Source organism: Streptomyces fuscichromogenes (assembly GCF_014645815.1).
In the GTDB taxonomy this organism is placed as follows: Bacteria; Actinomycetota; Actinomycetes; order Streptomycetales; family Streptomycetaceae; genus Streptomyces; species Streptomyces fuscichromogenes.
The window spans coordinates 268224-280199 of record NZ_BMML01000003.1; the positions used below are offsets into that span (position 1 = coordinate 268224).

An 11976-nucleotide genomic window follows, 5' to 3' on the forward strand; every position below is an offset into this window, starting at 1 on the left:
CGACCACTCGACGAAGGAGACCGCGTGGACACAGAGCAAGGACAGGGCGGCGTACGCAGCGTGCGACGGGCTCTGGACATCCTGTCGCTGCTGACCGAAGATCAGCCCGCCGTCCCTCTCAAGGACATGGTCGACGCGACCGGCCTGCCCAAGACCACCGTGGTGCGCCTCGTGCAGACGCTGGAGCAGTACGGGCTGCTGTGGGCGACACCCGCGGGCTACACGGCCGGACCCGGCCTGTGGCGCTGGGCGCATCTTGCCCACACCAGCTGGGAGTTGCCGCCGGACACGCAGAAACTCATGCGCGAGCTGGTCGACCGGCGCGGGGAGACGGCGAATCTGATGATCCGGCGCGACATCCACCGTGTCTGCGTCGCCCAGCAGGAGAGCCCCCAGCCCCTGCGGCATGTGGTGCGGGTGGGCGACGAACTGCCGCTGTGGGCCGGGGCCTCGTCGAAGGTGCTGCTCATCGGGGCCACCGATGGGCTGCTGCAGCGGGTCGCCTCCGCCTCCCCGTACGGCGTGTCGCACGTGCAGCAACTGCGGCTGTGGGCCGAAGAGGCCGCCGGCCGCGGGTACGCCACCAGCCACGGCGAGCGCGACGTCGGCCTCACCGCTGTCGCCGTGCCCATCCGCACCCAGTCGGGCGTCGTGGTTGCCTCGCTCTCGTTGAGCGGCCCCAGCGCACGCATCACGGAGCAGGACGTCGAGGCGTTCGCGGAAGACCTGCGGGAGACGGCCGCGCACATCGCCTCCCAGGGCTTCCACCATCCCCTGGGGCCGCGTACCTAACCATGCCGGCAGCGGCGCCCCAGCAGGCGCCGCCGGAAGGAGACGTCATATGGACGTTCGCCCACTAGACGGAATACGCGTTCTGGATCTCACGAACGTGCTGGCAGGCCCGTACTGCAGCTACCAGCTCATGCTCATGGGTGCCGAGGTGGTCAAGATCGAACGTCCGGGCCAGGGTGACCTGGCCCGGAGCCTGGGTCCCGACACCGCGCTCAACAAGGACGGCGTCGGGGCGTCCTTCCTGGCCCAGAACGCGGGCAAGTCATCCCTGGAGCTGGATCTCAAGGACACCGCCGACCGGGCCCTCTTCGAACGGCTCCTGTCGGGGGCGGACGTCCTGCTGGAGAACTTCCGGGCCGGTGTGCTGGAGCGGATGGGCTACGGTGCGGAGCGCCTCGCCCAGCTCAACGGGCGCCTCGTGTACTGCTCGATCTCCGGCTTCGGCCAGGACGGCCCGATGAGCGACGCGCCGGCCTACGACCAGATCGTCCAGGGCCTCACCGGGATGATGAGCATCACCGGCACCGCCGAGACCGCACCCCAGCGGGTCGGCTTCCCCGTCTGCGACACCACCGGCGGGCTGATGGCCGCCTTCGCCATCAGCGCCGCCCTGCTCCACCGCGAACGCACCGGGGAAGGCAGCCGTCTCGACGTCTCCATGCTGGAGGCGTCGCTGTCCACCATGGGCTGGGCCGTCTCCAACTACCTGGTCAGCGGCATTCCCCCGGAACCGCTCAGCGATCAGAACCCCACCGCGGCCCCTTCCGGCACCTTCCGTGCCCTGGACGGGCCCCTGAACATCGCGGCCAACCAGCAGCGCCAGTTCGAGACGCTGTGCCGGCTGGCCGGTGCGCCGGAACTGATCACCGATGATCGCTTCGCCGAACGGGAACAGCGCAAGATCCATCGCGAAGAGCTCAACACGGCCCTGAACGAGGTGCTGTCGAGCCGCGCCGCCGCCGACTGGGAGCGCGAACTGAACGCCGCCGGTGTCCCCGCCGCGCGGGTGCTGACCGTGCCGCAGGCCCTGGAACAGCCGCAGCTGGCGCACCGGAACTTCATCACCCGACTCAGTCATCCACGACGTGCCGGACGACCGCTGCACGTCGTGGGCAACGGGGTCCTCGTCGACGGGGAGGCGTTCGGTCCGCCGGCACCTCCGCCGCTGCTGGGCGAACACAACGCCCGGCGGGAGGAGATCGCGAACCGGTGGGCGAGCGCGGCCACCGCGGCGGCCGGAGAGGCCGCCGCCTCATGACCAGCGCACAGGACGCGGACGCACAGTGGTGGGCCACCGCGGTCAGCCATGTCGAACCCGGCAGCATCGAGCTGCGCGAACGGCCGGTACAGGATCTCATCGGCACCGTCGGTCTCGTCGACGTCATCTGGCTGATGCTGCGCGGAAGCACACCTGCGCCGCGCGAATCGGCCCTGCTCGAAGCCGCCCTGGTGGCCGGCGTCGACCATGGACCACAGGCTCCCTCGATCGCTGCCGCCCGCATGGCGGTGACCTGTGGAGTCGGCCTCAACAACGCGGTCGCCACCGGCGTGAACATGCTCGGTGACACCCACGGCGGAGCCGGCCAGCAGTGCGTGGAGATGCTCACCGACATCCGCGACCTGCGGGCGTCCGGCGGTGGTTGGCAGCAGGCCGCACAGGAGGTGATGGCCGACTGGCAGAGCCGTTCGAGATACCTGCCGGGCTTCGGCCATCGCTTCCACCCCGTCGACCCGCGGCGCGATCCGCTCATCCGGCTGGTCCAGCAAGCGGTTTCTGACAACGTCGTCGGCGGCGACTTCCTCAACGCCGGCCTCGCGGTCGAGGGCATCCTCAGAAGACGCCGGGCAGGCGCCCGCCCGGTGCCGATGAACATCGACGGAGCCACCGCCGTCATCTACGCCGAACTGGGCTTCTCCGCCCCGCTGGCCCGTGGCCTGTTCGTTCTGAGCCGGTCTGTCGGCATCCTGGCGCACGCGTGGGAGGAGAGCGGGCAGGGGCGCCGCAACAAGGGCCCCATCCCGCGCGACGTCCTCCCGGCGCGGCTGCCCCAGCCGAAAGACGCGTGAACAATCCGCGTCGCATCTCTTGCCACCCGCCCCCGCGCATCCCTAACGTGACCTTCCGCCCATCGGCGACCACCGTACGGACCATTTGAACCGTACAGCGGACCATGATCCGCCTCGCGGCCTTCCTCTCCTCCGCCTTCCTCTCCCCGCCTCAGACTCCGCAGCCCCGCCACTGACGGGTATGTCAGGACGCGTCATGAAAGAGGGACCATGGACAGACGCAGTTTCCTCACGTCGACCGCGGCCGGAACGGCCACCACCGTCGCGCTGCTCCACGGCACGCCCGCCCAGGCCGCCCCCGCCGGCCACCTGGCGCGGCCGGTGCCGGACCAGGCCCACGCCGCGACCGGCACGAACTACCCCAAGGCCGGCGGCAACCTCGGCAACCACAGCTACTCCTCGCTCAAGAAGATCACCACCGGCAACGTCCGCAAGCTCGGCGGCGCGTGGCACGTCAACCTGGAGAACGGCTCCACCTCATCCGCCCAGCAGTGCGCCGTCATCGCCCAGAACGGCGTGCTCTACCTGGCCACCACCCAGCAGAACGTCTTCGCCGTCGACGGCCGCACCGGACAGGTGAGGTGGAAGACGAACGTCGGCAGCCAGACCACCAACATGCGCGGCCTGGCCCTGGGCGAGGGGCTGGCCTTCACCATCTCCGGCGACAACAAGGTCTACGGCCTCGACCAGAGGACCGGCGCTGTCGTATGGAGCCGTGAACTGTTGGTCGAGGACCAGGGCGACCCCGGCTGCGACCCCGCCTCCGGCCAGTGCGGCGGCAGTAAGGGCGGCCTCGCCGGAGCCGCCGTGTACTGGGACGGCCTGGTCTACATCGGCACCCAGGGCAGCACCGCCGGCGCCCGCGGCCGCGCCTACGCGCTGAACGCCCGTACCGGCGAGGTCGCGTGGGTCTTCTGGGGCACACCCGGCCCGGGGGAGTACGGCAACGACACCTGGGAGGGCGACACCTGGAAGACCGGCGGCGCCGTCTGCTGGATCCACCCCGCCGTCGACCCCGAACTCGGCCTGGTCTACTGGACGTTCGGCAACCCCTATCCGCGCACCGACGGCTCCACCCGTGGCGGCGACAACCTCTTCGCCAACAGCCTGGTCGCCATGGACGCCAAGACCGGCGAGCGGCGCTGGCACTTCCAGTCCGTGCACCACGACATCTGGGACTACGACGGTGTCATGTCCCCGGTGCTCGCCGACATCCTGATCGACGGCAAGAAGCGCGGGATCGTCGTCTACGGCAGCAAGACCGGCATGTACTACATGCTCGACCGCGCCACCGGCAAGCCGGTCCACGGCATGGAAGAACGCCCGGTCCCGCAGCACGCGGCCCAGAAGACGGCCCCCACCCAGCCCTTCCCCGGCGGCGAGCCCTTCGTGGCGACCGAGCCGCAACTCGACAAGGCCACCCGGCCGGTGCCCTTCTACCCCACCGGCGGCGTGTTCGAGGTCCACTGGGACCGCGCCACCATCATCTTCCCCGGCGCGGGCGGCGGCGCCGACTGGTCCTCCCCGTCCTTCAGCCACCGCACCGGTCTGGTCTACGTCGGCTACGGCCTCATCAACTCCGCGTACTCCAACACCCATGGCGGCCGCGTCAACACCGCCCGCCCGCTGGGGGAGTACTTCGCCGGCGGCCTCGCCGCGGTCGACCCGCGCACCAACACCGTCGCCTGGCGACAGGAGGGCGAGTGGTCCCTCGCCCACGGCAACGGCGTCCTGAGCACCGCCGGCGGCCTTCTCTTCCAGGGGCGCCCCGACGGCGTGCTCACCGCACTCGACGACCGCGACGGCAGCGAGCTGTGGACCTGGCAGTGCGGCGCCGGCGTCAACACCAACCCGCTGACCTACGAGATCGACGGCGAGCAGTACGTCGCCGTCCTCGCCGGCGGCAACGGCCTGCCCTACCCGGACATCCCCAAGGGCGACCACCTGTGGGCGTTCCGGCTCGGCGGCAACGTCAGCCCCGCCGCCGCCCCCACCCCGCCGTCCCAGCGGAACCAGATCCGCACCGCCGCCGTGACCGGTGAGACCGCCGGGAACACGGTCACCCTCGGCCGGATCTGGGACAGCACCAGGAACGCCCCCGGCACCACCGAGAACCTCGTCGCCCAGAACGCCATGTCGCCACAGCACCTGACCATCGCCAAGGGCACCACGGTCACCTTCGTCAACCCCGCGGACAACAGGTCCGCACACGGCGCGGTCTCGTTCTTCGAGGCCGAGTTCGACACCGGACTGCTGATGCCGGGCCAGTCCTTCTCGTACACCTTCGACACCCCCGGCGAGTACTTCTACAACGACCCGATCGCCCCGCAGAACACCGGCAAGGTCGTCGTCCGGTAGGCGTCGGCCCACCTCCTCGAACGACGTAAGGACGCTCCATGAGAACCAGACTCCGCATGCGTCCGCTGCATGCAGCACTCACCAGCGCCGCCACCACGCTCGGCATCACCGTCGCCCTGGTGGCCACCGGCACCCTCAGCGTGGCGCAGGACCGCACCGGTCAGGGCGCACAGGAACTGGGCGACCCCGACTACGGCGTGTGCCGTGGCGTCGACGCCCGCTGCTACCACGACTGGGGCAACTTCGACACCACCAAGGGCTACAAGGTCCTGCTCTACACCCACACCGCCGGCCCCCGCCACGCCAACCTCGGCCCCGCCCTGGCCACCGGCATGAACCCACCGCTCACCGACGCCAACGTCGTCCAGAACGCGCTGCTCGAACTGGGCGCCGACAACAGCTTCCAGGTCGACTACACCGAGGACGTCACCCAACTCGCCTCACCCGCGACCCTGTTCAAGTACAACGCCGTCATCTTCTACTCCACCAGCCGCGACGCCCTGGACGACGCCGCCCAGACCTCGCTGCGCCAGTACATCCGCGGCGGCGGCGGATTCGTCGGCGTCCACAACGCCTTCGGCACCGAGTACAACTGGTCCTGGTACGAGGGACTGCTCGGCAACGCCAACTTCTACGACCACGGACCCGAGCAGTCCGGCACCGTCGACACCGTCGACCGCAAGGACGTCTCCACCAGGTCGCTGCCCGCCACGTGGTCCTTCACCGACGAGTGGTACAACCTGATCCCCGCTCCGACCCGGGTACGTGTCCTGGCCGACGTCGACGAGAGCACCCTCGCCAAGGGCGTGACCGGCAACTACCACCACCCCGGACACGGCCGGAACCACCCCGTCGCGTGGTGCCAGTACTACGACGGCGGCCGCGCCTGGCTGACCACCCTCGGCCATGACGCCAAGGACTTCTCCACCGACGGCTCCTTCGCGGGCGCCGCCGAGTTCCAGAAGCTCCTCCTCGGCGGCATCGAATCCGCCATGGGCAGGACACCGTTCTGCACGTGACGTCCGGCCGCCACCGGCCGGCCTGTTCCCGGCGCCCACCACGGCGCCACCGTCCCTCTCCACGGAAAGGCAAGACCACCATGCGCGACGAGACCCACACCCAGCAGCAGAGCAACGAGCCGGCCGCCCCGACCCCCGTCGGCTGGCAGAGCCCCGACTTCACGGTGGTCGACACCGCGCTGGAAGTCACCGCCTACTCCCTGCGCACGAAGTAGGCGACGCCGTGCCGCCGCGCGTCCTCGGCACAGCCGGCTGGGCTGCGGCGGCACACCTCGGTGGAACCGCGCATGCCCCGGCCACGCCGGGGCACGCCGCCACGCAGACAGGATGGTGGTGTCCCCCATGACCACGACCGTGCCCGACACCCTGCTCCTCGACCACGACCGGGCCACCGGGAGCGGCCCGGAACCCTGGACCGCGGACGAACTGGAACGCCGCCTGCGAGAGTTGGTGGTGAGCCGGTACCACGACCGCCACCCCTTCAACCGGCGCATGCACGAAGGCCGGTTGACGCCGGGCGAGTTGCGCACCTGGGTCGCCAACCGCTTCTACTACCAGTGCAACATCCCCATCAAGGACGCCCTCGTCCTGAGCAAGCTCCTCCTTCCCGCACAACGCCGGTCCTGGCTGCGACGCATCCAGGACCACGACGGACACACCGACCAGGACGGCGGCATCGAGAGATGGCTCCGGCTCGGCGAGGCCGTCGGCCTGCGCCGCGACGAACTGCTCGACCACCGGCACCTCCTGCCCGGCGTCCGTCTGGCCGTGGACGGATACGTCAACTTCTGCCGCAACGCCAGTGCCCTGGAAGCGGTCGCCTCCTCCCTGACAGAGCTCTGCGCCCCGTCGATCATGCTGACGCGCCTGGAGACGTTCCCCGCCCACTACCCCTGGATCGAGTCCGCCGGCCTGTCCTACTTCCGAGGGCGAGTTCCACAGGGCCGCCGTGACGGAAGCGAGGCCCTGGGCTGGGTACGCGCATGGGCTGTCACGGGAGAACAGCAGGAACAGGCACTGGCCGCGGTGTCGTTCAAGTGCGACGTCCTGTGGAGCCTGCTCGACAGCGTGCAAGGAGCCGGTGGGGAGGGCCGACGCGATGCATGACCCAGGCGACTGGTGCCCCCGCCTCCCGACCGCCGCACTCCTGCGGCATGACGAAGCGCGGCATGTCGACGTGATGCTCCTGCCCGAACGAGTCGTCGTCCTGCACGGATCCGGCCGGGCCGTACTCGAACTCGTCGACGGCACCCGCACCGTCGACGAGATCATCACCCGTCTCGCGCCGGACCATGTCCAGGAGATCCGGGGTGACGTCATCTCGTTTCTCAACAGGCTCCGCACGGAAGGCTGCCTGCGATGACGGCTCCCGCCCCGCCCTGGGCACTGCTCGCCGAGCTCACCCACGCCTGTCCGCTGCACTGCTCCTACTGCTCGAACCCCCTGGAGCTGACCCGCCGGTCGCGGGAACTCACCGCCGGTCAGTGGGCCGCCGTCTTCCGCCAGGCCGCGGAACTCGGCGTCCTGCACACGCACCTCTCCGGCGGCGAACCGCTGCTGCGCAGAGACCTCGAACAGATAGCCCGCGCCGCGGTGGAGGCGGGTCTGTACACCCAGTTGGTCACCAGCGGCGTGGGCCTGTCGGCCGGACGACTCGACGCCCTGGTGGACGCCGGGCTGCACAGCGTCCAACTGTCCGTCCAGCACGCCGACCCGGGCCGGTCCGACCAGCTCGCGGGCCACCCCGCCTTCGACGCCAAACGACAGGCCGCCGCGCTCGTCAAGGAACGCGGTCTGCCGCTCGGTGTCAACGTCGTCCTGCACCGGCACAATCTCGACGCCCTCGACGCGCTGATGGAACTCGCCGTGGCCTGGAGAGCGGACCGCGTCGAGTTGGCCAACACGCAGTTCTACGGCTGGGGCCTGCTCAACCGGGCCGCTCTCATGCCCAGTCGGGAGCAATTGGCGGCAGCCGGGGAACAGGTGAAGGCATGGAGAGAACGCCTGGGCGGCGCGGTCGAGATCACCTGGGTGGTGCCCGACTACTTCTCCGGTGCGCCCAAACCCTGCATGGGAGGCTGGGGCGCCGTGTCACTGACCGTCACTCCGGACGGGACAACGCTGCCCTGCCCGGCCGCCGCGACGGTACCCGGACTTCACGCGCCCAACGCCGCGGAGCGACCACTGCGTTGGATCTGGGAGGAATCACCTGCCTTCAACGCCTACCGCGGCACCGACTGGATGCCGGACCCCTGCCGCGGCTGCGAGCGGCGTACCGAGGACTTCGGAGGATGCCGCTGTCAGGCATTCGCCCTGACCGGCGACGCAAGCCGTACCGACCCCGCTTGTTCGCTGTCCCCGGACCACGCCGCTCTGATCGCTCTCACCCGCCCCGGTACTCCGCCCATGCCGGTACCTCGCCGCCCCACAACACCTGACCGGCTCCAGGAACGAACTGACCGCCGGACACGGTGAGAAGCCGAGAAGGGTTCGGGCTCCTCCACGACCCTCGGCCGGCCGGTCGGCGCGAACCGCCCCCTGACCGACTTCATCGCCGTGCCCCTTCGGCAGGAGGCTCCTCGCAGGACGCGAGCCGCTGCCGCCGCGTCGCCGGCCGGGTCGGGCCGGAAGCCGGAGCTTGCGCAGTGGTGGGACGAGGTCGCGTCGGCGCCCCGCGTGGTCGCGGTGGCCCAGGGGACCGCGGCCGACGTCCGTCTCACCGAGCTGGTCCGGCCGACGCTCGATGCCCTGGCCGAGCTGGACGTGCTGGTGATCGCGACGCCGGGGCGCGCCGCCGAGCTGGCGGCGGCGTACGCCCGGCACGACGCGTTGACCGAGATCCATGAAACAGTGGTCGAACTCGGCCGGTAGTAGGTTGTCCAACCAACTGCCCAGCCCGTGTTCGCCCGATGGAGAAGGCGACCCGAACCTGCCCGCCTGCTTGCCTCGGCGGGCGTGGTGCCGGTGGTGCGCTCTGGCGGCCCCGATCCGTCGGCCGGGACGGGTGCGGGCACGGACTGTCAATCCCCTGCGAATGTGGAGTCCTTCTGTCATGACGACTGTCTCGACCGAGCATGAATCGTCCGAGGACGTGGAGATCCGGACGGCCGCTGCCGAGCGGCTCACGTTCTTCGGCGACGCGGTGATCGCGATCGCTCTGACCCTGCTGGCACTCGAACTGCCGGTGCCGGAGGGCTCGACGAACAGCGCGCTGCTACGGTCGGCGTCCGACCACCGCGCGGGCTACATGGCGTTTCTGATCAGTTTCGTGGTGATCGCCGCGCACTGGCGGGCCCACCACCGGGTGTTCCGGCATGTCGCGGCCGTGAGCGGTCGGTTGACCAACCTGACCGTGTACTGGCTGCTCCTGCTGGTGGTCACCCCGTTCTCGACCGACGTGATCGGCGGCGACGGCGCGTTCCAGGTCCGGTTCGGCTTCTACGCCACCGTGCAGTTCACCGCCTGTGCGCTGTTCCTGCTGATGATCCGGGAGATCCGGCGCGCCGGCCTGAGCCGGGCGGGCACCCCGACGCAGGTGTTCTCCCAGGCGACCAGGGGAATCGGCGCAGCCGCCGTGGCGTTCCTGGTGTCCGTCCCGGTCTCGTTCCTCACCACGTACGCGTACCTGTGCTGGATCCTGATACCGGTGGTCGGGCCGCTGGTCCTCACCCGCCTACCGCGCCGGGGGCAGAGCTGAGGGCAGGGCCCGCGCGTGTCCGCCCCCGGTAGGTGGCGGTCCGCGCCGGCTCTCGCCCCAGCCTCTCGGCGAGGCCGTGCACCGGGTCAGCGGCCTGTCACGGCCCGCCGCGGCCGGGGTGCGCTCAGGTGTCTGTGTGAGGCCGGCGCGTGGGGGCTCGTCCGGCACGGATGGCGGGGCGCTCGGCGTCCCACAGCGCGGCCCGGGTGAGGGTCGTCGCGGTGTGCAGAAGGCTGGAGATGGCGTCCTCGGGGTCCAGCCCGTGCAGATCGGTCAGGCTGAAGAGCGCCTCGGCGCTGACGACAACCGCGAGATCACGCTTGAGCTGCTCCAGCGCGGCCGGCCCGACGGAGCCGCTCTCGACGGCCGGTGCCAGCGCATGGTCGATCATTCCGAAGCGCAGCCCCGGGCGGGCAGCGGCTTCCGCCGGTCGCACCACGGTCGCCGCGATCATGGCACGCACCACGCCCTGCCGGGCCTGGACGTGACGCAGCAGGAACTCGGTCACGGCGGCCACCCGCTCCACCGGGTCGGCGGAGTCGGCCACCGCAATCAACGCCTCGGCGGGGGTGGGCAGTTGCCCGGCGATGGCCTCGGTCAACAGGCTGAGCAGGTCGGGGAAGTAACGGTAGGCGGTAGCTTCGGAGACCAGGGCCTTCCTGGCCACCTCGGGCATGGTCACCTCCTGCCCGGTACGACTGAGCTCGGCCGCGGCCTGCACGATCGCGGTGCGGGTGCGCAGTTTCTGGTTGACGCGCCCTGTCGCGCTCTGTGTTCCCATGGGTCCGCCTTTCGTCGTCCGCGGCTCGGGCGGGTTGACTCCCGTGACGAGAGTGGGCTCGCACTCCATAAGGCGAGCGCCCTACCTTCATGAGGGCATGCTCTCATGAAGAGGGCATCGGTATGCCGAGCTGACGAGGGCTTCTACGTCGCGTGGTGCCGCCTCCGACTCTCGTGACTTCCGTCCTGACTGCCTGCTCGCGTCATGAGAGTGCACTTGCATAAGCGTGGATGCCCATCTAAGTTTGTGCGAGTCAACTCTCATGAATGGGGATCAGCGCCGTGAACGCTCCGACCACCACCACGCCCACCACCCGCACCGTGGATCTCGCCGACGGCCTGGCCGTGACCATCGACGAGTACGGCGCCAACGCCGAGGGCACCGGCGTGCTGCTCCTGCACGGCGGCGCCGGCCCCCGCACCATGAGCGGACTGGCCACCGCACTGTCGGAGCACGTCTTCGCCGTCAGCGTGACCCACCCCGGCTTCGACGGCACCCCGCGCCCCGACTGGTGCGACTCCGTGGCCGACCTGGCGGTGGCCTACCTCGATCTGCTGGACAGCCTGGACCTGACCGGCGTGATGGTGATCGGCAATTCGATCGGCGGCTGGATCGCGGCCGAGATGGCCCTGCGCGACACCAAGGGCCGCATCGGCGCCCTCACCCTCCTCAACGCCGTCGGTATCCACGCCCACCTGCCGGCCAACCAGGTCGTCGACCCGCGTACCCTGCCGCCACAGGCGGTCACCAAGCTCTCCTTCGCCAACGCGGCCTTCCGCCCGGACTTCTCCACCCTCACCGACCAGCAGCGCGCCGCCGCCGCGGCCAATCAGCAGACCCTGGCCGTCTACGGCGGCGCCGGCTTCACCTACGACCCCAAGCTCCGCGGCCGACTGCGCCGCATCACCCTCCCGGTGCTGGTCGTCTGGGGAGAGGAGGACGGCATCGCCAACATCACCTACGGTCGCGGCTACGCCGACTCCTTCCCCAACAGCCGCTTCGTGCCCATCCCCGAGGCCGCTCACTTCCCGCAGATCGAGCGGCTCGGACAGACCCTGGAGGCCATCGGGGACTTCGTCGACACGGTCGTCAAGCCGGGTCCGGCCGACTGACCCCGAGCGGCCTGTTCCGTCGCGCGCGTTCGTACGGCGGACCGCACAGCACCGTCGGCACCTGTGCCCGCCGGTCGCGCAGAACGGACATCATCGTGGGCCCGGCCTGTCTCGCGCAGCCCGGTCGGCGGCACAGGCTCGAACGGCTCG

At 70.3% G+C, this 11976-nt stretch carries 13 protein-coding genes; 12 read left to right on the top strand and 1 reads right to left on the bottom strand.

Annotation, left to right across the window (positions count from 1 at the left end; all coding sequences use genetic code 11):
- The first annotated feature begins 24 nt into the window (after positions 1–24).
- The 11 genes from IEZ11_RS08260 (at position 25) to IEZ11_RS08310 (ending at position 9933) form a co-directional block, all read left to right on the top strand.
- Positions 25–792 carry an IclR family transcriptional regulator gene (locus IEZ11_RS08260; RefSeq protein WP_189261960.1) on the top strand — a complete coding sequence of 256 codons (768 nt, stop codon included), beginning with the start codon at positions 25–27 and terminating at the stop codon, positions 790–792.
- Between the two features lie 49 nt (positions 793–841).
- Positions 842–2050, top strand: a complete 1209-nt coding sequence (locus tag IEZ11_RS08265; protein ID WP_189261961.1) for a CaiB/BaiF CoA transferase family protein — start codon at positions 842–844, stop codon at positions 2048–2050.
- On the top strand, positions 2047–2859 hold the full coding sequence (locus tag IEZ11_RS08270; protein ID WP_189261962.1) for a citryl-CoA lyase: 813 nt from the start codon (positions 2047–2049) through the stop codon (positions 2857–2859). The genes IEZ11_RS08265 and IEZ11_RS08270 overlap by 4 nt, the downstream gene beginning before the upstream one ends.
- 210 nt (positions 2860–3069) lie before the next feature.
- Positions 3070–5217, top strand: coding sequence for an outer membrane protein assembly factor BamB family protein (locus IEZ11_RS08275; RefSeq protein ID WP_189261963.1), 2148 nt, complete (start codon positions 3070–3072; stop codon positions 5215–5217).
- Positions 5218–5255: 38 nt separating this feature from the next.
- Positions 5256–6236 (top strand): ThuA domain-containing protein, encoded by a 981-nt coding sequence (locus IEZ11_RS08280; RefSeq protein ID WP_229712873.1) that lies wholly within the window; start codon positions 5256–5258, stop codon positions 6234–6236.
- 80 nt (positions 6237–6316) lie between these two features.
- Positions 6317–6451 carry a pyrroloquinoline quinone precursor peptide PqqA gene (pqqA, locus tag IEZ11_RS08285; protein ID WP_189261964.1) on the top strand — a complete coding sequence of 45 codons (135 nt, stop codon included), beginning with the start codon at positions 6317–6319 and terminating at the stop codon, positions 6449–6451.
- A gap of 127 nt (positions 6452–6578) precedes the next feature.
- The gene (pqqC, locus tag IEZ11_RS08290) at positions 6579–7343 is read left to right on the top strand and encodes a pyrroloquinoline-quinone synthase PqqC (protein WP_189261965.1); all 765 of its coding nucleotides are present in this window, start codon (positions 6579–6581) and stop codon (positions 7341–7343) included.
- A complete protein-coding gene (pqqD, locus tag IEZ11_RS08295; protein WP_189261966.1) occupies positions 7336–7599 on the top strand; it encodes a pyrroloquinoline quinone biosynthesis peptide chaperone PqqD in 264 nt (87 codons plus the stop codon). Before pqqC ends, pqqD begins: the two co-directional genes overlap by 8 nt.
- Complete coding sequence (gene pqqE, locus IEZ11_RS08300) at positions 7596–8711, top strand: pyrroloquinoline quinone biosynthesis protein PqqE (protein ID WP_189261967.1); 1116 nt, start codon at positions 7596–7598, stop codon at positions 8709–8711. Before pqqD ends, pqqE begins: the two co-directional genes overlap by 4 nt.
- Before the next feature lie 210 nt (positions 8712–8921).
- Complete coding sequence (locus IEZ11_RS08305) at positions 8922–9107, top strand: hypothetical protein (RefSeq protein WP_189261968.1); 186 nt, start codon at positions 8922–8924, stop codon at positions 9105–9107.
- 181 nt (positions 9108–9288) lie between these two features.
- The gene (locus IEZ11_RS08310) at positions 9289–9933 is read left to right on the top strand and encodes a TMEM175 family protein (protein WP_189261969.1); all 645 of its coding nucleotides are present in this window, start codon (positions 9289–9291) and stop codon (positions 9931–9933) included.
- Between the two features lie 124 nt (positions 9934–10057).
- On the opposite strand, the gene IEZ11_RS08315 is transcribed toward IEZ11_RS08310, so the two are convergent.
- A complete protein-coding gene (locus IEZ11_RS08315; protein WP_189261970.1) occupies positions 10058–10714 on the bottom strand; it encodes a TetR/AcrR family transcriptional regulator in 657 nt (218 codons plus the stop codon).
- A 281-nt stretch (positions 10715–10995) separates the two neighbouring features.
- On the opposite strand from IEZ11_RS08315, the gene IEZ11_RS08320 reads away from it, so the two are divergent.
- Positions 10996–11826 (top strand): alpha/beta fold hydrolase, encoded by an 831-nt coding sequence (locus IEZ11_RS08320; protein ID WP_229712874.1) that lies wholly within the window; start codon positions 10996–10998, stop codon positions 11824–11826.
- The last annotated feature ends 150 nt before the right edge of the window (positions 11827–11976 follow it).

What these genes read in the sequence shown, in the direction of transcription:
- IEZ11_RS08265 (WP_189261961.1), top strand. Translation starts at nt 842, where the DNA reads ATGGACGTTCGCCCACTAGACGGAATACGCGTTCTGGATCTCACGAAC.
- IEZ11_RS08270 (WP_189261962.1), top strand. Translation starts at nt 2,047, where the DNA reads ATGACCAGCGCACAGGACGCGGACGCACAGTGGTGGGCCACCGCGGTC.
- IEZ11_RS08275 (WP_189261963.1), top strand. Translation starts at nt 3,070, where the DNA reads ATGGACAGACGCAGTTTCCTCACGTCGACCGCGGCCGGAACGGCCACC.
- pqqC (WP_189261965.1), top strand. Translation starts at nt 6,579, where the DNA reads ATGACCACGACCGTGCCCGACACCCTGCTCCTCGACCACGACCGGGCC.
- IEZ11_RS08315 (WP_189261970.1), bottom strand. Translation starts at nt 10,714, where the DNA reads ATGGGAACACAGAGCGCGACAGGGCGCGTCAACCAGAAACTGCGCACC.
- IEZ11_RS08280 (WP_229712873.1), top strand. Translation starts at nt 5,256, where the DNA reads ATGAGAACCAGACTCCGCATGCGTCCGCTGCATGCAGCACTCACCAGC.
- pqqD (WP_189261966.1), top strand. Translation starts at nt 7,336, where the DNA reads ATGCATGACCCAGGCGACTGGTGCCCCCGCCTCCCGACCGCCGCACTC.
- IEZ11_RS08310 (WP_189261969.1), top strand. Translation starts at nt 9,289, where the DNA reads ATGACGACTGTCTCGACCGAGCATGAATCGTCCGAGGACGTGGAGATC.
- pqqA (WP_189261964.1), top strand. Translation starts at nt 6,317, where the DNA reads ATGCGCGACGAGACCCACACCCAGCAGCAGAGCAACGAGCCGGCCGCC.
- pqqE (WP_189261967.1), top strand. Translation starts at nt 7,596, where the DNA reads ATGACGGCTCCCGCCCCGCCCTGGGCACTGCTCGCCGAGCTCACCCAC.